The following is an 18,997-nucleotide window of genomic DNA, read 5'->3' on the forward strand; positions in this document are numbered from 1 at the left end:
GCATGAAACGCATAACCACCTTGCTGTGCGCGGCTCAGGTTTGTTTGGCTGCCATGGCTAGCGCAGCGCCACTAACGATCACATTGCCGCCCGAAACGGCTGTGTTCAAACCCAATGCTCTGCCCGGGTACCCATTGGCTCAACAGAAGTGCTCCACCTGCCATTCTGCCGATTACATCAACTTCCAGCCTCCCGGCATGAGCCTGGCGCAGTGGACTGGAGAAGCGAGCAAGATGCAGCACGTGTATGGTGCTCCGATCAGCGATCAGGATGTGAACATCATCGGCGCCTACCTTGCGGTGACCTATGGCAGCGCCCATGCGAGCGATGCCGAGGTGCAGGCTGCCTCGAGCCCATCGGCAGCCCAAGCCCCGGCGGCGCCTGTAGCCAAAGTCGGCGCCATGGCCTTGCTGCAGAGCAACTCGTGTCTATCCTGCCACGCGATCGATCATAAGGTCGTAGGCCCGGCCTATCACGATGTGGCAGCCAGGTATGCCAATGACCCGCAGGCACTGGCCAAAGTAACGTCCAGCATTCAGCACGGTGGTACCGGCAAATGGGGGGATATCCCGATGCCGCCTTTCACGCAGTTAAGCCCGGACGATCTGCAAACCCTGGCGACTTTTGTACTGCATCGGTGAGTTCATTCCCGGCTCGGCCAGGTATTTAAACAGTAGAGGTGCTAGCCGCACCTCTACGCTTTTCAAATCACGGCTCCGGCAGCTACCAACAGCCGTGCTGAGCCAACTTCAAAGGCGAATCGGCTTCAGCTTTTGCCATGGTGCCCCACCTCGCTTTCAGTCCCATCCAGCAGGAGTAACAGACTGAATGCACGCCGATGCTGTTTGAAAATCCAGCCGCTCCATTGCCGCGTCCAACTCCTTGGCCAGATCGTGACCGAGCTGTAATAGAAGCGACGACCGCAAAGCGCTGTAGAGCTCACAGGCATCCAAACTCTGTTGCTGGAGCAGTAGGTAAAACTCAGTTATTTGGGATGGATCCCAGTTCGCAGAAGCATCCTCATTCGTTTCAGATACTCCCTGTTGTGCGATCCATTGTTTCGCAGCCGACAGCGTTTCCTCCAGATCCAGCGTGATCACATCAAACAATGCGGCGGCGCGCGTCCTATCGTTATCGTTAATGGCCAATTCGATTTGTAGAGATGTTTCTGCAAAACGCCTGGCGCCTAACGTACCGAGGGTTCCCCGCAGTGTGTGGAACAGGCTCGCCGCATCGCGGCTCCGCCCTTCTTGCCATGCGATACGCGCTTTAGTGATGGGAGCGACGCCGTCCTCTACAGTTCTTTTGATCAATGTAATGAGGGTGTCAAAATAGGTTTTGTCGTTCTTGGCGACGGCGAGTAACGGCCCAACATCGAATGCCGAAAGGTCGTCAATCGAAGGTGCTAAAGTCGTTGTTTTTGGCGTCTTTGATGTCTGAGTGGTAGTCGGCACATTCTGGCGGATGGTGCTCAGCATCTGCTTGACGTCAATGGGTTTGGCGATAAAACCATCCATACCAGCGGTTACACACTGCTCACGCTCAGACTCAAATACCCCCGCAGTCATGGCTAATATCGGCACTGTCAGTTGCAACTCATTGCGGATAACTCGGGTGGCGGAAAAACCATCCATGACTGGCATTTGCACATCCATTAGCACTACTTGATAACGCTGCGGATCGGCACGCAATCTATCGACCGCTTGCTGACCATCGCCGGCGACCTCCACAATCGCGCCAGCGTGTTCCAGTATTTTCGTTGCCACGAACTGATTCAGGACATTGTCTTCCACCAGCAACAGGAGGACGCCATCCAATGGCAGACTTGAAGATAAGTTCTCGCTTTTGAATTGGACGGACACTTGGGGATCTATTCGCGCTGCCAGCGCTTCATGCAGCGTATCGAACAGATTTGAACTGGTAATGGGCTTGATCAAAACTGCATCGATCTCCGCCGACGAAGGCTCTTGCATGAGCTTACCCTGATCAAACGCATTGACCATGATGATAATCGGCTGCGTATACGCAGGTAGTATCCTCCGGATCTCCTGCATGGTTTCCAGCCCATTCAAGCCCGGCATCTGCCAATCTACTATCACCGCGTCATAGCGTTCACCACGCTGTTCAAGCACGCGCACCTGCTCTACCGCCTGCTTGCCAGACTCCACCCCATCGGCTTGCCAGTTCCAGCCAAAAATCGTTTTGCACAAATACTCACGACTGGTCACGTTGTCATCGACAACCAAAATGCGTAAGTGCCCCAAGGTGTTTTGTGGTTGTTGTCTGTGTTCAATGGAGCTGTTTTGCCGAAGCGGAATAGTCACCTGGAACTCACTGCCGACGCCGACGGAACTCTCCATCTTGATGGTTCCCGCCATTAGGGAAACCAAACGCTTCGAAATAGCCAGCCCAAGGCCAGTGCCGCCAAAGCGACGGGTGATCGAGGTATCTGCCTGGGAAAATGGTGAAAATAAACGCGCTTGTTGTTCGTTCGTCAGACCAATGCCGGTATCACGCACCCGGAAGCACACGTTGACGATGCCCTCTTCGCTCCCCACCTGCTGCACGAGTACAACAACTTCCCCATGTTCAGTGAACTTAATAGCGTTACCCACCAGGTTGACCAGCACTTGCTGTAACCGCAGTGCATCACCGATAAAAGCTTGCGGTACATCCGGCTCGACGCCGATCACCAGCTCCAAATCCTTGTTGACGGCATTGATGGACATAATGGTTGCCAGCGCGTTGAGTACATCGCACAACTGGAAGGGAACGGGGACAATCTCTAAGTGACCGGCCTCAATTTTGGAAAAGTCCAGGATGTCATCCAACATTTCAAGCAAGGACTCCCCTGCACCTCGCAGCATTTGTAGGTATTTATTTTGCTCGGTGGATAAAGACGTATTGGCCAGAAGGTGCGTTATGCCCAACACGGCATTCATCGGCGTGCGAATTTCATGACTCATATTGGCAACAAACTCACTCTTCGCTTGACTGGCGACTTCGGCACGATCCTTGGCGATCAGTAACTGGTCAGTACGCTCAGCGACCTGCTGCTCTAAATTGGCGTTCAGCGAGAGAATCCGAGATTCGTTGGCCTTTTCTTGGCTGATATCACGAATTGTTTGTGCAATGGCTGTCACTTTACCGTCAGCCTCACGGACGGGTGAAACAGCGATAGAGACGTCCACGGTCGTGCCATCGCGTCGGCGTCGGGTTGTAGCGAAATGGGAGACTGCTTCTCCGCGCTCAATGGCTGCCGTCAGGCGCATCTGTTCCGCTAACAATTCCGGCGAGCCAATCAACTCGGCTAAGGAGCGGCCTACTGCCTCGCCTTCACTGTAGCCAAACATGCGCTCTGAGGCCTCGTTCCAGCTGAGCACAAAGCCTTGTGGTGTTGTACCAACGATGGCATCACTAGAGTTGGCGACAATGGCAGCACGGCGTCTCTGCTCCATCATTACTTGCAACTGACGTCGCGTACTGAGCCCATACAGGTAAAGAAAGCCGGCAGCGATGCCGGAAATGACCAGCATCGTAAACAGGGTTATCTGCCTCGAACTGGCCACACTTTCGATGACCGCTGTATCACTGACAGCCGCAAAGACTGTCAGGTGGCGCTCCGCCCCCTCACCGCTCAGTACCTCGTCATGCTGTACCGTATGCAGCAAGTTTCCCGTTGGGCTTCTCCAATTCCGGACTGGGCCTTCCTCTGCCGAAGCAGACGGGCTCACCGCCTTAAATTCATCTTCCCATCGATAGCGCTTACCCAGATCAAAACCAAAGGCGCGACCTGAATCAGGGTGCAGCAGAAAGTCCCCGTCCTGATTGATGATGTAAGCAGAATAGTTATCAGGCAACCGCTCTCCCACTTGGGGCAATACGGCGTTGCTGTCGATAGTGAGTACCACGATACCGAATAGGCTACCGTCGTCTGCATAAATAGGGGTTGCCACCCGTACCGTTGGGACAATGGGCTGCTCCACCTTGCCCCGCTCACGATTGAGGCTGAACTCGGAGGTATAAACCTGCCCTTGGCGCAGTTTACGGGTGGCTTGGAAATAATCGCTGTCGCCCTTGAACTGTAACTGGTCGGATGGTGTGACCTGCACAGCACCCGCTTTACGCTCAACCAGCATCAACTCCTTGCCATTATTCGCAACGCCAATCAGCCTGGCCTGCAAGTAGTGTGAGTTGGTTTCGAGGTAGGCGCTGTAGAGTTGTTCGAGCCGGTGTTTCCAAGCCTCGTAGCGGTCGCTCTCCTTGGCGTCAATAGCTCCGGCAAGGGAAGCACGAGCCATTCCCGACGCCGCAGAAACCTTGGATAGAAACAAAACATCGTTGTGCACGTCGGCAATCCGCTGTTGCAACTGCCCAAAGCGCACGTTGGCAATTCTGACCAGTTCTGCATCAAGTTCCGAGGTGGCTTTTTGCCGAGTCCAGTAGTCAGAGACCAGTACCACCAACGTGGTTGTCAGGCATAACACAAGCAGAAGGCAAGGCCATACAAACCACGCGCTTGCAAAAAAATGGGACGTTCTCTTCTCGGTCTGCAAGCTGATGCTCCTTGGTTAACCATCAAGCAAAGCACTCTCTAGGTGTCTCTCTACGCTCCCTCACTGGATACCCAAGGGGCCATTGCGCTAAGCCCGCCCCGTATAGAATGTAGTTCAGTCCGGTACGAAGCTATGGCCGCTGACGGCTACACGCCAGCGTTTTCGAATCACTTAGGCGTACCCATCACCGCACGATTTCGCCCAGTTGACTTTGCTTGGTATAGCGCCTGGTCCGCTGCGGCTATCAGTTGCTGCATAGAATCGCTCTGATTAGGCACAATGCAGGCTAAACCGGCACTGATCGTAACGCTGCTGGCGGTTGCTGAAGACTGATGTTCGAGGTTTAAACTACGAACCTGTTTACAGATCCATTCCCCGTGCTTTTGTAGATCATCTGTTCCCGTGTGCGGCAGGATGACCACGAACTCTTCACCGCCATAGCGTGCGACGACTTCACCAGGTCGTCTCGTGGTAGCGCCAATGGCAGCCGATACACGCTTCAAACACTCATCGCCACCCTGGTGACCATAATGATCGTTGTAAGCCTTGAAGTGATCAATATCGATAAGTATTAGGCCTAAAGGCATTTTCTGCCGTCGGTGCCGCTCGAACTCCACTGCAAGTGCTTCATCAAAAAAACGTCGATTGTATAGCCCCGTTAGACCATCCCGATTCGCCAGTTGAAGCAATAATTGATTGTGCTGCTGCAGTCGAAGATGCGTCTGAACGCGTGCGCGCACGACCGGAGGATTGAATGGTTTAGTGATGTAATCCACTGCACCAGAAGCCAAGGCTGCGACTTCACTGTCCACCCCCGTATGTGCCGTTATAACAATGACAGCACAGCCAGAGGTGCTTGGGTCTCCTTTCAGCGCCGCGCAGACTTCATAGCCACTCATCCCTGGCATTTCCACATCGAGCAGGATCAGTTGCGGCTGTCGCTCTTGGGCCAAACGTATTCCGGTTTCGCCGCTGGTGGCGAACAGTATCTGGCCTTGATCTTTGAGCATGCCGCTCAATAGACGAATCGTATCGACGCTGTCGTCAACAATGAGTATCAGGTTCTGCTCGGCAAGAAGATCTGACATCGACTCATCCCTATCGTGATCATCGTTTGCCGTAATGGCGTCACCCCCCATCCCACAAGCAGATTGAGTGCCATGTGCCATCAACACCACTTCCACCGACAGCTGCGTATGGAGCCGTTGCAAAGCTATCATTAAAAAGCAACGCTTGGCGCGATCAACAGTTCCAACGAATTTTACTGATATCGGGGAAAGCCTTCGATGTCGCAGAAGAGCTCCGTTGTACCGATGAGCAGCAGCTCCCGTCCCTCCCCAAATCTATCAGCCCAAAAAACACGCTGACTCGGAATCTACGTTCAGACGCAGGTTTCAACACGTGTTAGGCACCCCTCACAATAAAGAGCCTGCTTACGACGAAGCTGCTTATTGGCATACATCGCGGCATCGGCACCAGCAAGCAGCTCACCCAGAGGCTTCAGCTCCTTTGGCGAACAACGAACAGCGCCGATGCTTAAGGCGACAGGATAACGGCAGCGATCACTGTCATTGAACTCATCGACCAGTGTTTGCACACGAGCAGAGAGAATATCGACCGACTCCTTCACGTCGACAGCCAAGACTACAAACTCATCACCGCCGATCCTGGCAACAACATCGCTAACTCTAAACGCTGCTTTGAGCACCTGCGCGGCAGCTATGATCGCCAAGTCGCCCGCCTCATGGCCGTGGACATCATTGAGTTTTTTCAGGCCGTCGAGATCAATAAAAAATAGCGCGCAGGATTGATCATTACGGCGAGCTGAGCGCATTAGCTGGTCAGCCAAAAGAAAAAAACTACGGCGATTGTGCAAACCGGTCAATTCATCCGTCAGTGAGAGTCGACGCACATCATCTTCAACCTTTTGTCGCTGCAACATTTCGCTCATTAGCGTCCTGTTCGCCGTTTCCAGTGCACTGGTTCGCTCGACCACCCGCAATTCAAGGGCAGCATTCAGAGCAGCCAGTTCCGCCTGGGCATTCCCTCTCGACTTATCGATCTGATGGAGATGCCTCGCCGTTCTCAGGATTACCGCAACGAGCGTGGCGATGCTCAGCGTCGCCATCCACGCCAAGCTGAATCGGTTGTCGTAGTAGCCCAGCTTTTCTCCGGCTAGCAGGGCACCTCCGATGCTGAGAATTACCACAGGGATACTAGCCAGTAAGCTTCTCGCTACCTTGCCACCCGCTGTATCGCTTGTCAGCAACTCGACGAATCCCGAGCGTTCCTGGATAACCAGCAGTCCGGTATTGAACAGGATCAGCGCAATAGCCGTATGGATGGCCATAGAGCTATAGAGGCCGACCGAATAGAGCACGCTGACGCTGAACAAATAACCAGCAAGCGCCATCAGGCTTATGAATAGCGCCGACGACGCAAAAAATTGCGGCAGTAACGACCTGCCTTCAAGCAGCAGGCCAAAGCCAGAAAGCAGAAGGCACAGTGCTGTCGCAGGAGCCATACGTCCCGGAAAAGTAACGGGCTGGCTGTGTTGAAGCTCGAAAGGAAGTAGCAAATCAATCGCTAGATCAACCGACAGGGCATACTCAACGAGGGTCAATCCCCCAACAAGTATCACCAAGACAGCGCCAAGCCGCCTTATCAAGCTTCCGGCCTGGGACGTTCTGAACGTAGCGCACCACAGCCCCACTCCGAGGACAGTGAACATACTGGCGGTATTGACCATCATCGCAGTCCAGCCAGGAAGTACAGTTCTTAGCACAGGCACATCAAGCAGCCAGCCAGCCAACACACCTATGCCGACTACCATCACAGTGGAGGCGGCCAATCGGGCATAGGTTATGAACTGACGCAGCCTTTTTACCTGGCTGACTTCGAGCGCCACCCTCATCGTCGTCTCCGTTATGCGTTACTAAATGCCACTATTATGATGGCATGCTTTGAGTCCTGCCAATAAGAGGCTACCTCTGTACTGCGTCATGTTCATGCTGGCAACGATTTCGATCTGTCCATCGGTGAGATGGGGGGTGATAGTCGGAATATCGAGGTCAAGGTAATAAACCTTTCAATCACCTTTATCACATTGCCATTCTTATGCGTTCAAGCCGATCCAGCCATGGAAATTCGCGCTCGCTCTCACCATGTTGATGGCGTGGAGCTTGCCTAACCGAGCCTGCCTTTCAATCGCTACCTCACTGTATTGGTTTCCGGCTAATGTTCGAGTAACAGTCCAGAGGCTATGAGCTACAGTTGTATTGCCTCATCTCTTTGTTCCCCTTTGGTTGAGAGCTGGGCTTTGGGTGCCGACGTTAGGCACCTTTTTAATTTTCATCTGCTGAGCTTCATCCGCAGACGAGGTTAGCCGCGAACCAGGTATCGACCAGCAACGCTCAGTCGCGATTGGAGAATGGATCATGTATTTGAGAAGGACTCTACGCCGGGCGATATCGATTGGAGTGTTGGTTGGGCTTACCCACCTGAATGCCAGCGCCGCGACGACGGTCACCTTGAAGCATGTCCACGGACTCGCTTTCAGCCAGGATGGGCAACAGCTGTCCATCCCCAGTCATGATGGGCTGGCCCTATATTGGAGCAAAGTTCCTGGACCTGAACACGACTACATGGGCTTTTAGTCGTCAGGCGATCTATAACAGTGGTCATCTGGCCAGTGAGTCAACTGTGCCTCAGCACTCACATTCAGGAGTAAAACCTTGTCTCACACGCCTCTATCCGCACCGTATGCATGAGGAACCCATTCAGGGCCGGCCCTCCAGCAAGCTGAACAGCTCCACGTATTGCCGGGTGAGCTTGTGTTGCGGTTCCAGATAGATCAACGGCCTGCTGGCTTGATGTGACTCACGCATTTTCACGGAGCTCATCAGGTACGCAGACAGTACCGGCATTTTCTCGGCAATCAACTCGTCGAGCAGTCGTTGCGGCAATGCGTTGCGAGCCTGGTATTGGTTAACGACGATGCCTTCAACCTCCAACCTGTCGTTATGATCACTTTTGATCTCCTCGACTTCTCTGAGCACACCGTAAATCGCTTGGCGAGAAAAGCTGTCGCAATCAAAAGGGATCAAACAGCGGTCAGCGGCAATCAGCGCCGAAACGCTGTAAAAGTTCAGCCCCGGCGGAGTATCCATATAGATCCGCTCATAATCTCCATCAAGCCTGTCGAGCAGCTTGCTTAGCTTCTGAATTTTGTAGCGCGTCTCCAGTTTGGATTGCAGATCACTCAACTCCGACGAGGCGGCGATTAAATGCAGGTTGTCGAAGGGTGTTTCATGGATATGGGCTTGTGCTTTCTTTGACGCGGGGTCTGGGAACAGTGTCTGCTTGAAGAAGTCAGCGATCCCAAGGGGAACATCCTCACCACCCAAGCCTGTCAAATAATGAGTGGAGTTTGCTTGAGCATCCAAATCTATCAGTAATGTCCTGTAACCCTCGAAGGCGCTGATGGCCGCAAGGTTACAGGCGATGCTGGATTTGCCGACGCCACCTTTTTGATTGAACACAACGCGTCTCATGAAATGTCCCAAAATTTATCGTATGTGGACATGCCTCTTCCCCTGAGTTTTACAGGCCGGCATGATCAGGCCTTTGAATCCTCTCGCCAGCTTATCGTATCTGGACATGGCAATCGCGCAACAGCATCTCCGGCTGCATTCAATAGCAGGCACAGGATGGTGCTAAAGCTTTTGTTCGTGAGCAATCGAAGTCCTCTGTTTACCGGGCACTCGAAGCTGCTCTGCAGAAGGCGGGCAAGGGATGTATCACTAGACAACGAGAGGTAACAGCAGAGCCCCTAATGATCATGCTCGATATCGGGCAATCTCAGGCACCCACTTCTGTGAGGTCACTGTCGGGGATTGGTGTTTACACATCAGGCCATGAAGAACGCCGAACCTTAAACCTGGTTCGGAGGGAGTCATATGCGAGATACCAAATACCTTGAACGCCGCCAGCATGACCACCAGGCCTCCGGGCAAGGCGCTCAGGCGATGGGTTGGCAAGCCCGCTAATTTGAGTTGTTTGACATGCCCCACTTCCAGCAGACGCAACGACAAGCGCAACAGACCGCCGTAGGTAATACCGCTTTGGCCATAGTCGTTCAATCCGTTGGCCTTGAGCACTTTGGCTAGCACCCTTGCGGTACCTGAAGAGCCGATAGTCTGCTGCCAACCCAGTACGCGATAACGACGCGCAACTTTTTCAAACTGTAGAGTGGCCACTCGCTCAGCCTCAAGAAGCGCCTGAGCCGTGATACCGCCTCCCTGAAAGTAACGAACACCAAAGGTACCGCTGCCAATGGCAATACTCTCGGTCAACAGGGGGTGAACACCCTGCCCCAGAATCAATTCAGTCGAGCCACCGCCAATGTCCACTACCAGTCGCTTACTCTCTGTTCCCGGTATCGTGTGGGCAACACCGGCGTACACCAGTTGGGCCTCTTCATGCCCAGAGATGACATCAATACGAAAACCTAAATGTCGCTCCGCACTGGAGAGAAAAAGTTGAGCATTATCAGCTTCACGGACGGCACTGGTCGCCACCGCACGTACACGACCGGCCTCAAAGCCGCGTAACTTTTTACCAAATCGCGCGAGTGCCTGCCATCCCCGATCCAGCGCCAATTCGTTCAGCGCCCCGCCCTGAAATCCCTCCGCTAGACGGACGGGCTCACGCAAGGTTTTCACTTCCTGGATAACGATCTGCTGGTTCCGTTTGACCGATTGGCCAATCATCAGGCGAAACGCATTGGAACCCAGGTCAATGGCCGCAAACAGGGAGGCGTCTCCTTTCATACGGGTATTCCTCGCACATTCATCAGCCAGCAGGCGGAGCACTGCTGGGCACTCAAGACGGTTTGCGAGGATCTTGCCATCGGTTCAATGACGCCAAGATGACACCGACTATCCATTTTCAATGCAACAGACACCAGTGCAACCTATCTGGACGACCTGGGCGTTCCGGCACACCCGCTCTGACGCTGCTAGGCTTGCCTTTCCCCCTAAGGAAATGTTGCCATGCCAGCTGACTCTCAACTGCCTGACGTTCTCGAAAAGCTCCACGAAAACCAGCTCGCGCTGGCCGACGCCATTGAGTCGATAGGGATGTGGATCGATCAGAGAGGATCTACTGACGTTTCCAGTCATGTTCTTGGAGCTATCGCTACACTCGACTTGAACGCCGAGTCCGTCAGAAAGGGAATTGAGTCACTGAGAAAAACCGTCAGATGAAACCCGTCAACCGGTTACCTACACGGCTTCCGAGTCGGTATTCATATCTCGAAATGGTACGAGCATTTTTGCCCAGGCTCGTGATTGACCTGAACCACCTCATAAAGGGATTTCAGTGATGCTGATCAGAATCGAGGAGGCGAACACACCCGAAGGCTGGGTTGTTGTCTGGATGAGTGCGTGGTGCGTCAAATTTCGCAGCTATGCAGAAGCCGAAGCGTTCGTGAAAAGACTGGAAGATCGTGTAAACGCACCGCATCCCTTGCCTATCAGCATTAACAGATCTGTAGCAGAGCCGTCTTAAGGAATGATCTCTGCGCCCCAACAAATGCGTCATCATTTTGTAACCAGTCGACAGCAATACTCACCCTACACAACGCGGGCTCTTTTTTTTTGCTGCCATCTAAGGCAGCTTTTTTTTGCCTGATAGTTTTGGCAGCAGCTGCGCCAGACCTACCAATTGAGTCTCGGCTTTTTCGAGGGCGGTGGTCGCAGAAGACAACCAGGCCTGCTCCAGCGGTCGCAAGTCGGTTTCGACCAGCGCCTTTTGACACCACTGATAGTGGTCATGCCAAGCGCCCAATGCTGATTGCAGCCCCTTTAGCGATTTTGCAGCATCCCTCGACAAGGGAGATAACTCGGGGAACGCTTCGGTCAGATAACGGGTTCGTCTGACCAGTATTCTCAATTCGTGCCGATCAAATTTAACGTCATCTACGGCAGCATGTAATCGATCAATCTGTTTTCGCAGGGTTTTCTTAATTTGAGGCTGAATATGCTTCAGCCCGCCATTGACCTCAACCTGACGAAAGCTCGACGGCCAAACATCCAGTTGAAGCAGCAGATTCTTGATGGACGAGCCTCTAACAATTTCGTCGTAGCTTGAACCTAATCGAGACTCGGCCCGTTGGCCGACCAACTGAAATCTCAGTATCTCGACGCGATTCAACACCAGGTTGCTTCAGCTCAAGAAGGGTGAAATCACAGAACCCCAGCGTTGTTGGAAGGCCTGCTTCGCTTTAGAGAATTGCCATTAATTTGATATCGCCCGCTTGACTTATTTCTGTCACACAACCCCCGTAGCTTTCCCTCGCTAACACGCTAGAGGGTGATTTTATGAACGCAGAGTGCCGGAAGAAAATTCGACGTTTAACTGCGAACACAGACTCACGGAAGAGAATGATCCGCGCGCCATGGAGGAATCAAATGCCGGTGATGCAAACGGCTGAGTACAGAGCCGCGCTATTGCAACGATACCCAGTAGGACTGATAGACGATGTTGAACTCGAAGCATTGCTGAACAGCTGGCCCCGTCACGCCAATGTGCACCGAAATATTGCGTAGACCTATTGCCAATCCGTTGCGCAGCGGTCGGACTATGCTTGTTGCGACGGCGGCCCACACCATGCGTGCTGATCTATCAAGGCAATGGATATGCGCAAAAAATTTCAGTCATGGTTCGTCCCTCCCCTAAAACTTTTTACCGTCCTGTGGTTGATGGGAAAAGGCGCCTTTTTCGGGCTCTCACTCTGCTGACAGGCAGAGAGCATCAGCATTGCGAGAACACAAAACGTCGATAGTGAAATGTCGATGAACCTGCTCATGGCTTGCCTCCGACATCAACTGCATCAGGCTGCCTACTCTTTACCTGTCTCGCCAGGCAGAAGAATCTCTCCATCATCCTGACGGTTTCATATCGCCTTGGCGTGCCTGGGTAAGGCAATAGAAATCACGGCGGCCAATAGGACAAAAGCGCTGGAAACCCATAAGCAAGCGACCAGCCCATAGGCTTGGAACACCCACCCTGACAATACAGTCCCGATCAATCGACCCATGGCGTTGGACATGTAATAGAACCCCACATCCAGAGACACGCCGTCCTCTTTGGCGTAAGACACAATCAGGTAGCTGTGCAGTGACGAGTTCACGGCGAACAACACTCCAAACAACATCAGTCCACCCAACAAGACGACCTGAGCCGACAGATCAGCGCTCAAACCGATGGCGATAGCGGCGGGCAGAACGGCCAAGGACAGCGCCCAGACAAAGGCTGCGCGACCATCGGGGACTTCTCCATGGCTCTTGCCGGTGATCGAGGGCGCTAAAGACTGCACGATGCCGTAGCCAATCACCCAGGCTGCGAGAAAACCGCCGACCTGCCAAAAGTCCCATCCAAACGCAGTGCTCAGGTACACCGGCAAGGCCACCACGAACCAGACATCGCGAGCCCCGAAGAGAAACATGCGCGCCGCAGAAAGGATGTTGATTGCCCGGCTCTTGGAGAGAATGTCGCGAAACTTGGGTTTGGCCTTTGCCTTGCCCAAGTCCTTCTTGAGCAGAAACAGACTGCCTGTCCAGATCACGCCCAGCATCGCCGCCATGGCCACCACCGCACTCTTGAAACCCAACAACGCGAGCAGCGCTCCCCCGAGGAAAAAGCCCACTCCCTTGAGTGCATTCTTGGAGCCGGTGAGGATGGCCACCCATTTGTACAGCGTGCCTTGTTGACCATCGGGCACCAACAGCTTGATCGAACTCTTGGCGCTCATCTTGTTGAGGTCTTTGGCGATGCCTGACAGCGCTTGAGCCCCCATCACCCAGGGAATGGTCAGCCATCCCGATGGCACCGCCAGCATCAACAAGGCAATGACCTGTAACGCCAGGCCGACATTCATGGTTCGGTTCAATCCCAACCAAGCGCCAAGGTATCCTCCCAGCAGGTTGGTGACGACACCGAAGATTTCGTAGAACAGGAAAAGAAACGCGATCTGCAAAGGCGAGTAGCCCAACGCATGGAAGTGCAGCACCACCAACATGCGCAGTGCGCCGTCCGTGAGGGTAAAGGCCCAGTAGTTACCGGTCACCAGCAGGTACTGGCGCACGTCCTGGGAAAGGGCTGACAACGCCTTCATGATGACTTCCTACCCCTGCTCGCCGGCAAGACCGACCAGCTTGGCCAGTTCGACGGTACGGTTGGCGTAACCCCATTCGTTGTCGTACCAGGCGTAGAGCTTCACTTGAGTGCCATTGATGACCATGGTCGACAACGCATCGATGATTGAGGAACGCGGATCCGTGCGGTAGTCGATGGACACCAGGGGACGTTCCTCGTAACCGAGGATGTCTTTGAGCTCGTTTTCGGAAGCGTCTTTCAGTAACTGGTTCACTTCCTCCGCAGTGGTGGCACGCTCGACTTCAAAGACGCAATCGGTCAACGAAGCATTGGCCAGCGGTACACGCACGGCGTGGCCATTCAATCGGCCACGAAGCTCTGGGAAGATTTCCGCAATGGCGGTGGCTGAACCGGTGCTGGTGGGGATCAAGCTCATGCCCGAAGCACGAGCCCGGCGCAGGTCTTTGTGCGGTTGATCCAGAATGCTTTGGGTGTTGGTCAAATCGTGGATGGTGGTGATCGATCCATGGCGAATGCCGAGCTTTTCGTGGATCACCTTAACCACTGGAGCAATGCAGTTAGTGGTGCAGGATGCCGCCGTCACGATGCGATGCTCTGCGGGTTTGAACAGCTGATGGTTCACCCCCATGACGATGTTCAGGGCACCTTTTTCTTTGACCGGAGCACTGACCACCACGCGCTTCACACCTTGATCCAGATAAGCCTGGAGCACCGCGACAGTCTTCATCTTGCCACTGGCTTCGATCACCAGATCGCAACCCGACCAGTCGGTTTCGGCGATGGTTTTATGGGCGCTGATCTTAATGCGCTTGCCACCGATCACAACGTTATCACCCTCGGCGCTGGCCTCTTGCTGCCAGCGGCCATGAACAGAATCGAAGTTCAGCAGATGGGCATGAGTGACCGCGTCGCCTGCCGGGTCGTTGACCTGCACAAACTCAAACTCAGGCCAGTCCCACGCTGCACGCAGTGCCAGCCGACCGATACGTCCGAAACCGTTGATACCTACTTTGATGGTCATGCGTTTGTGCTCTATGTGCTGTTAGTGGGAGCCCGATTGTTCAGGGTCGAATTGGGCGATGTATTGAACATGGACAGGATGCTGAATGGCGCGTGGACGCAGCGCCACAGCCCCCATGGCCAGCGGCACCCAGTCGATCTGTGCTTTGAAAACGATAGGTTCAACAACAGGCAGCAGCGCGCTCCGGCCTGTCGCCCATGCCTTCAAGACGTTTTGAGTTAGGGCTTAGCCAATGTTTGTTGGCATCCAGCACTGTCCCCAGAATCGAGTGAACCCAATCCGGTAGGTCGGGATGCAGTCGGTAGTAAACCCATTGCCCCTGACGACGATCAGCCAGCAAACTGCAAGTACGTAGCTGGGCCAAATGCCGGGAAACCTTGGGCTGGGCTTCATCCAGCGCACAGGTCAGTTCACATACACACAGCTCTTCTTCACGAGCGATCAGCAGCATGATGCGCACCCGAGTTTCATCGGCGAGACATTTGAAGACAGTGGTTGGTGTCAGGTGGGTTGCCATATCAGATCTCAGCGTTTGTTTTTCACGAGCACGAACATTTTGATTCGCTCATGAATTTCATGAAGGGTATGGCGGAAAGCATCGTGCTTTTCGCTGGTTACCGGGTCTTCAAAATCCCATGCCAACCGCTCACCAGAGATGGGTAAGGGCTCGCACTCGTAAGCTGATTTGTCGCACAAGGTAATGACGTAATCGAACTCGCCCAACTTGAATTCGTCGATGGATTTACTGCGAAGCCCTGTAGTGTCGATGCCCAGATGAGCCAGCGCCGCAATGGTGCGCGGATCGACCTGGGTCGGAGCGCTTCCCGCGCTATAGGCTTCGAAATGCTCCGAGTCGGTATGACGCAGCAACGCCTCGGCCAGCTGTGAACGAGCGGCATTGGCTATGCAGACGAACAAAACGCGAGATTTGGCGGGCATTACGGCATCTCTGACAACATACGGAAATTCGAATATATGAATTATCGCATATCTAGTAAAGCAGATAATTCTGAAAATCAGCGCTTCGGCTACCTCCTCCACCTCGAAAGCATTGACCTATCAAGGCCAAGTAGCCAAAAAAGCCAGCAAATAGACATATTGTTGTAGTCATGCTCACTCCACGGGTTCGCTTTCGTGGAGTTACCTTAGGAGCTAACTATAGGGTTAGCCTATAAAAACCATAAGTCATCGATCTTGGACGCTATAGCTGTGCGCGTTCATTCTTTCAGCCAACCACAACGGCAAGGGACTTCACCATGAAAGAGTTGATCGATGGCTTCCTCAAGTTTCAGCGTGAAGCATTTCCACAGCGCTCCAGCCTGTTCAAACATCTGGCCTCTACCCAATCGCCTAAAACACTGTTCATTGCCTGCTCCGACAGTCGGGTCGTGCCGGAGTTGCTGACCCAGCAAGAACCCGGCGAGCTGTTCGTGATTCGCAATGCCGGCAACATCGTGCCGTCCTACGGCCCGGAGCCTGGCGGTGTCTCAGCCACTGTCGAGTACGCCGTTGCCGTACTGGGTGTGACTGACGTGGTGATCTGCGGGCACTCGGATTGCGGTGCAATGACCGCCATTGCCCAGTGCAAATGCCTGGACCACTTGCCCGCCGTCGCCAATTGGTTGCGCTACTCCGAAGGCGCCAAAGTGATCAATGCCGCTCGCCCTCACCACAGTGACGAAGCGCGCCTGACCTCGCTGGTCAAAGAGAACGTGATCGCTCAACTGGCCAACCTGCAGACTCATCCCAGCGTTCGCCTGGCCCAGGAGCAAGGTGCGTTGAATCTGCACGGCTGGGTCTACGACATCGAAAGTGGCGGCATCGACGCGCTCGACGGTGTCTCCCGGCAATTTGTATCGATTGCCGATTTCCCTGACACCTGCGCCATGCCCGCCCGGTCTGTCGCCAACGTCGCTTGAACCCCACCCCAATCAATCCGCAGGAGAAGCTCCATGCAACAATCACATGCTTATCAAGACCCATCGCTGGCTCTGACCGGCAAGATCCTCGAAGCCAAGGCCCGCAAGGACCTGTCCTGGGAGAACCTGACCGAAGGCACTGGCCTGAGCCTGCTCTATGTCACTGCGGCCCTGCTTGGCCAACATCCACTGCCGGAAGCGGCTGCCAAAGCGGTGGTCCAGCACCTGGGCCTGGACAACGACGCCGTCGCCCAGTTGCAAGCGATCCCGCTTCGCGGCTCTCTTGCCAGCGGCGTACCGACCGACCCGACCGTCTATCGCTTCTACGAGATGATCCAGGTCTACGGCACCGCCCTGAAGTCCATTGTTCACGAGCAGTTCGGTGACGGCATTATCAGCGCCATCAACTTCAAGATGGACATCAAGAAGGTCGAAGATCCCGAAGGTGGCTCCCGTGCGGTGATCACCCTGGACGGAAAATTCCTGCCTTACAAACCGTTTTAATCTGACGAGAGTGGGCCGGCATTGATTTGCCGGCCCACACGAAACGCAGTTCTGGCACCGCCAGTCATCCACGTTATAGTTGAAGGGACCCAAACCACGTGGAGGGGGTATGCGCCAGATTGTCAGCAAAGAACCATGGTGGGCTGCACCGCCGAAACCCGGGCAAGATGAATCCGAGCTGGAATGGGGTTGGCTGGTCACGTACAACGAGGGCGAGCCGCGTTTTGAATTTGTGAAGGAGCGGCCAACGGATAACGAAATCCGCAATCGCAAGAGCTGCAGGATCACCCTTCAGGAGTAACCGGCGCGCGCCATCCGGGGCGGGCCTGCCTCCTTTTCAGGGCCGCCTGACCTCCGGATTACGCGACATGCCTCACACGTTTACGATCATCTCGAAGCCGCCGAAGATCATCCGTTGACCATCGAAAGGCATTGAGTTGTCGACTGATTGAAGCCTGGGGTCGGCCATGAACTTCTGCATACCGGTCTCGCGCGCGGGCATTTCCACTCCTGCTAGAGCAGGAGTTGCTCCTGACGCTCTGTCAGGTCCACGGCGAAATGGCAGCCGTGGGGCTCGCGAGTGGTGAGCTCCACGCGCCAGTTCTGGTTGGTGCAGATCCGCTGAACCAGCGACAGCCCCAATCCCAGCCCTTCGCCCCGGTGTTCGTCGCCCCTGACAAAGGGCTGGAACATCGCATGGCGCTTTTCTTCCGGAATGCCAATGCCGCTGTCTTCCACGCTGAAACCATGGTCACGCAGGGTCAGGCGAATGAAGCCATGATCAGTATAGTGCCAGGCGTTGCGCAGCAGGTTGCCCATCACCGATTGCAGGAACGTCAGGTTGTAGTAGGTGTTCGAGGCCTGCTCATCAAGGTAGATGAACGCCAGACCTTTTTCACGGATCAGCCTGCCCCAGATCTCCGCCAACGCATCGGCGACTTCTTTCAAAGAGGCGCTGGCACCATTGCCAGAGTCGTTGTCCCGGTCACGCGCGAGCATCAGGAACGTATCGACCAATTGCCGCATTTCATCGCTGGCCCTGGCAATACGGCTGACCTGAGCCATGGAGCGCTGATCCAGGGCACGATTACTCAGCAACAGCTCACACGAACTGGCGAGCACCATCAACGGCGTTCGCAACTCGTGGCTCACATCGCTGGTGAAAAGTTTTTCCCGGCCCAGCGCCTCACGCAGTCGACCCAGGGTTTGATCGAAGGAAACCGCCAGTTCGCCGACCTCGTCGACCGCATACTCGGGTGCCAGCGGTGGCGCGAGCTCCAGTAACTGGTCGCGGTGACGCACCTGACGCGCCAGACGGATCACCGGCGCCATGACGCGTCGGGCCAGCAGCCAACCCAACAGAATCGCCAGCAGGATGCTCAACACGAACCCGACAATCACCACCGTGTACAACACCCGTTCGCGTTGTTCATGGCTTTTCTGATCTTTCAGCAGGATGTATTGGCGACCGTCGACCACCTTCACCATGGCGTAGTAGTCCTCGCCATCATAGACAATTTCCTGAAAACCCGGGTGCAGCGCCTTGAGCGGCTCGTCCGGGGTCATTTCACCCAGCCCGCCCTCAAAGAAAAACAGTTCGTCTTTCTCCGGTCGATGGGTCCAGTCATCAGTGTTGTCCATCAGCAGCAGGCGTTGCAGCCCACCGCCCAGACTGGCGTTGGTGAGCTTTCCTTCAACGACGTGCACGGTCACGACAATGCCGATTGCAAAGACCCCCGCGACAAACGCAGTCATCAGTGCGAAAACAATCACAATCCGTTTCGTCAGGCTCTGTTTGGAGTCCATGTCTTTCCAGT

The 18,997-nt window shown here is 54.5% G+C and carries 15 protein-coding genes and 1 pseudogene; 4 read left to right on the forward strand and 12 right to left on the reverse strand.

The genetic code is table 11. The annotated features are described in order from the left end of the window. Positions 1-2 precede the first annotated feature (2 nt). The gene (gene sorB / locus BLL42_RS00330) at positions 3-641 is read left to right on the forward strand and encodes a SorB family sulfite dehydrogenase c-type cytochrome subunit (RefSeq protein WP_071550181.1); all 639 of its coding nucleotides are present in this window, start codon (positions 3-5) and stop codon (positions 639-641) included. Positions 642-797: 156 nt separating this feature from the next. On the opposite strand, the gene BLL42_RS00335 is transcribed toward sorB, so the two are convergent. From BLL42_RS00335 to BLL42_RS00395, 10 genes are all read right to left on the reverse strand, one after another. Beyond that, positions 798-4,556 (reverse strand): response regulator, encoded by a 3,759-nt coding sequence (locus BLL42_RS00335; RefSeq protein ID WP_071550182.1) that lies wholly within the window; start codon positions 4,554-4,556, stop codon positions 798-800. A 167-nt stretch (positions 4,557-4,723) separates the two neighbouring features. Further along, positions 4,724-5,644: a diguanylate cyclase domain-containing protein gene (locus BLL42_RS00340; protein ID WP_071555656.1), complete on the reverse strand. Its 921-nt coding sequence runs from the start codon at positions 5,642-5,644 to the stop codon at positions 4,724-4,726. A gap of 293 nt (positions 5,645-5,937) precedes the next feature. After that, positions 5,938-7,470, reverse strand: a complete 1,533-nt coding sequence (locus BLL42_RS00345) for a GGDEF domain-containing protein (protein ID WP_071550183.1) — start codon at positions 7,468-7,470, stop codon at positions 5,938-5,940. A gap of 865 nt (positions 7,471-8,335) precedes the next feature. Beyond that, the gene (locus tag BLL42_RS00355; protein ID WP_071550184.1) at positions 8,336-9,109 is read right to left on the reverse strand and encodes a ParA family protein; all 774 of its coding nucleotides are present in this window, start codon (positions 9,107-9,109) and stop codon (positions 8,336-8,338) included. A gap of 285 nt (positions 9,110-9,394) precedes the next feature. Further along, positions 9,395-10,387: a Ppx/GppA phosphatase family protein gene (locus tag BLL42_RS00360; protein ID WP_071550185.1), complete on the reverse strand. Its 993-nt coding sequence runs from the start codon at positions 10,385-10,387 to the stop codon at positions 9,395-9,397. 838 nt (positions 10,388-11,225) lie between these two features. Continuing rightward, positions 11,226-11,774 carry a CHAD domain-containing protein gene (locus tag BLL42_RS00375; protein WP_071550188.1) on the reverse strand — a complete coding sequence of 183 codons (549 nt, stop codon included), beginning with the start codon at positions 11,772-11,774 and terminating at the stop codon, positions 11,226-11,228. Between the two features lie 739 nt (positions 11,775-12,513). After that, entirely contained in the window at positions 12,514-13,734 is a 1,221-nt protein-coding gene (gene arsJ / locus BLL42_RS00380) for an organoarsenical effux MFS transporter ArsJ (RefSeq protein ID WP_071550189.1), read from the reverse strand. Between the two features lie 9 nt (positions 13,735-13,743). Then, entirely contained in the window at positions 13,744-14,757 is a 1,014-nt protein-coding gene (locus BLL42_RS00385) for an ArsJ-associated glyceraldehyde-3-phosphate dehydrogenase (protein WP_071550190.1), read from the reverse strand. A 160-nt stretch (positions 14,758-14,917) separates the two neighbouring features. Continuing rightward, entirely contained in the window at positions 14,918-15,274 is a 357-nt protein-coding gene (locus tag BLL42_RS00390; protein ID WP_071550191.1) for a metalloregulator ArsR/SmtB family transcription factor, read from the reverse strand. Positions 15,275-15,282: 8 nt separating this feature from the next. Continuing rightward, positions 15,283-15,696, reverse strand: a complete 414-nt coding sequence (locus BLL42_RS00395) for an arsenate reductase ArsC (protein WP_071550192.1) — start codon at positions 15,694-15,696, stop codon at positions 15,283-15,285. Between the two features lie 317 nt (positions 15,697-16,013). Between BLL42_RS00395 and BLL42_RS00400 the strand changes: the two genes are divergently transcribed. The 3 genes from BLL42_RS00400 (at position 16,014) to BLL42_RS00410 (ending at position 17,481) form a co-directional block, all read left to right on the forward strand. Continuing rightward, entirely contained in the window at positions 16,014-16,676 is a 663-nt protein-coding gene (locus BLL42_RS00400) for a carbonic anhydrase (RefSeq protein WP_071550193.1), read from the forward strand. 33 nt (positions 16,677-16,709) lie between these two features. Further along, positions 16,710-17,180 carry a cyanase gene (gene cynS, locus BLL42_RS00405; protein WP_071550194.1) on the forward strand — a complete coding sequence of 157 codons (471 nt, stop codon included), beginning with the start codon at positions 16,710-16,712 and terminating at the stop codon, positions 17,178-17,180. A gap of 109 nt (positions 17,181-17,289) precedes the next feature. Further along, positions 17,290-17,481 carry a hypothetical protein gene (locus tag BLL42_RS00410; protein ID WP_071550195.1) on the forward strand — a complete coding sequence of 64 codons (192 nt, stop codon included), beginning with the start codon at positions 17,290-17,292 and terminating at the stop codon, positions 17,479-17,481. A gap of 72 nt (positions 17,482-17,553) precedes the next feature. Here the strand turns inward: BLL42_RS00410 and BLL42_RS00415 are convergent. Beyond that, positions 17,554-17,673 (reverse strand): annotated as a pseudogene (locus BLL42_RS00415) (DUF1428 domain-containing protein); the annotation flags it as partial. A gap of 20 nt (positions 17,674-17,693) precedes the next feature. Next, positions 17,694-18,986 (reverse strand): sensor histidine kinase, encoded by a 1,293-nt coding sequence (locus tag BLL42_RS00420; RefSeq protein ID WP_071550196.1) that lies wholly within the window; start codon positions 18,984-18,986, stop codon positions 17,694-17,696. Between the last annotated feature and the right edge of the window lie 11 nt (positions 18,987-18,997).

The organism is Pseudomonas frederiksbergensis, from assembly GCF_001874645.1.
GTDB classification, from domain to species: domain Bacteria; phylum Pseudomonadota; class Gammaproteobacteria; order Pseudomonadales; family Pseudomonadaceae; genus Aquipseudomonas; species Aquipseudomonas frederiksbergensis_B.

Excerpts from the sequence above, each read along its gene's own strand:
- sorB (WP_071550181.1), top strand. The coding sequence starts at position 3 with ATGAAACGCATAACCACCTTGCTGTGCGCGGCTCAGGTTTGTTTGGCT.
- BLL42_RS00340 (WP_071555656.1), bottom strand. The coding sequence starts at position 5,644 with ATGTCAGATCTTCTTGCCGAGCAGAACCTGATACTCATTGTTGACGAC.
- BLL42_RS00345 (WP_071550183.1), bottom strand. The coding sequence starts at position 7,470 with ATGAGGGTGGCGCTCGAAGTCAGCCAGGTAAAAAGGCTGCGTCAGTTC.
- BLL42_RS00355 (WP_071550184.1), bottom strand. The coding sequence starts at position 9,109 with ATGAGACGCGTTGTGTTCAATCAAAAAGGTGGCGTCGGCAAATCCAGC.
- BLL42_RS00360 (WP_071550185.1), bottom strand. The coding sequence starts at position 10,387 with ATGAAAGGAGACGCCTCCCTGTTTGCGGCCATTGACCTGGGTTCCAAT.
- arsJ (WP_071550189.1), bottom strand. The coding sequence starts at position 13,734 with ATGAAGGCGTTGTCAGCCCTTTCCCAGGACGTGCGCCAGTACCTGCTG.
- BLL42_RS00385 (WP_071550190.1), bottom strand. The coding sequence starts at position 14,757 with ATGACCATCAAAGTAGGTATCAACGGTTTCGGACGTATCGGTCGGCTG.
- BLL42_RS00390 (WP_071550191.1), bottom strand. The coding sequence starts at position 15,274 with ATGGCAACCCACCTGACACCAACCACTGTCTTCAAATGTCTCGCCGAT.
- BLL42_RS00395 (WP_071550192.1), bottom strand. The coding sequence starts at position 15,696 with ATGCCCGCCAAATCTCGCGTTTTGTTCGTCTGCATAGCCAATGCCGCT.
- BLL42_RS00400 (WP_071550193.1), top strand. The coding sequence starts at position 16,014 with ATGAAAGAGTTGATCGATGGCTTCCTCAAGTTTCAGCGTGAAGCATTT.
- cynS (WP_071550194.1), top strand. The coding sequence starts at position 16,710 with ATGCAACAATCACATGCTTATCAAGACCCATCGCTGGCTCTGACCGGC.
- BLL42_RS00410 (WP_071550195.1), top strand. The coding sequence starts at position 17,290 with ATGCGCCAGATTGTCAGCAAAGAACCATGGTGGGCTGCACCGCCGAAA.
- BLL42_RS00420 (WP_071550196.1), bottom strand. The coding sequence starts at position 18,986 with ATGGACTCCAAACAGAGCCTGACGAAACGGATTGTGATTGTTTTCGCA.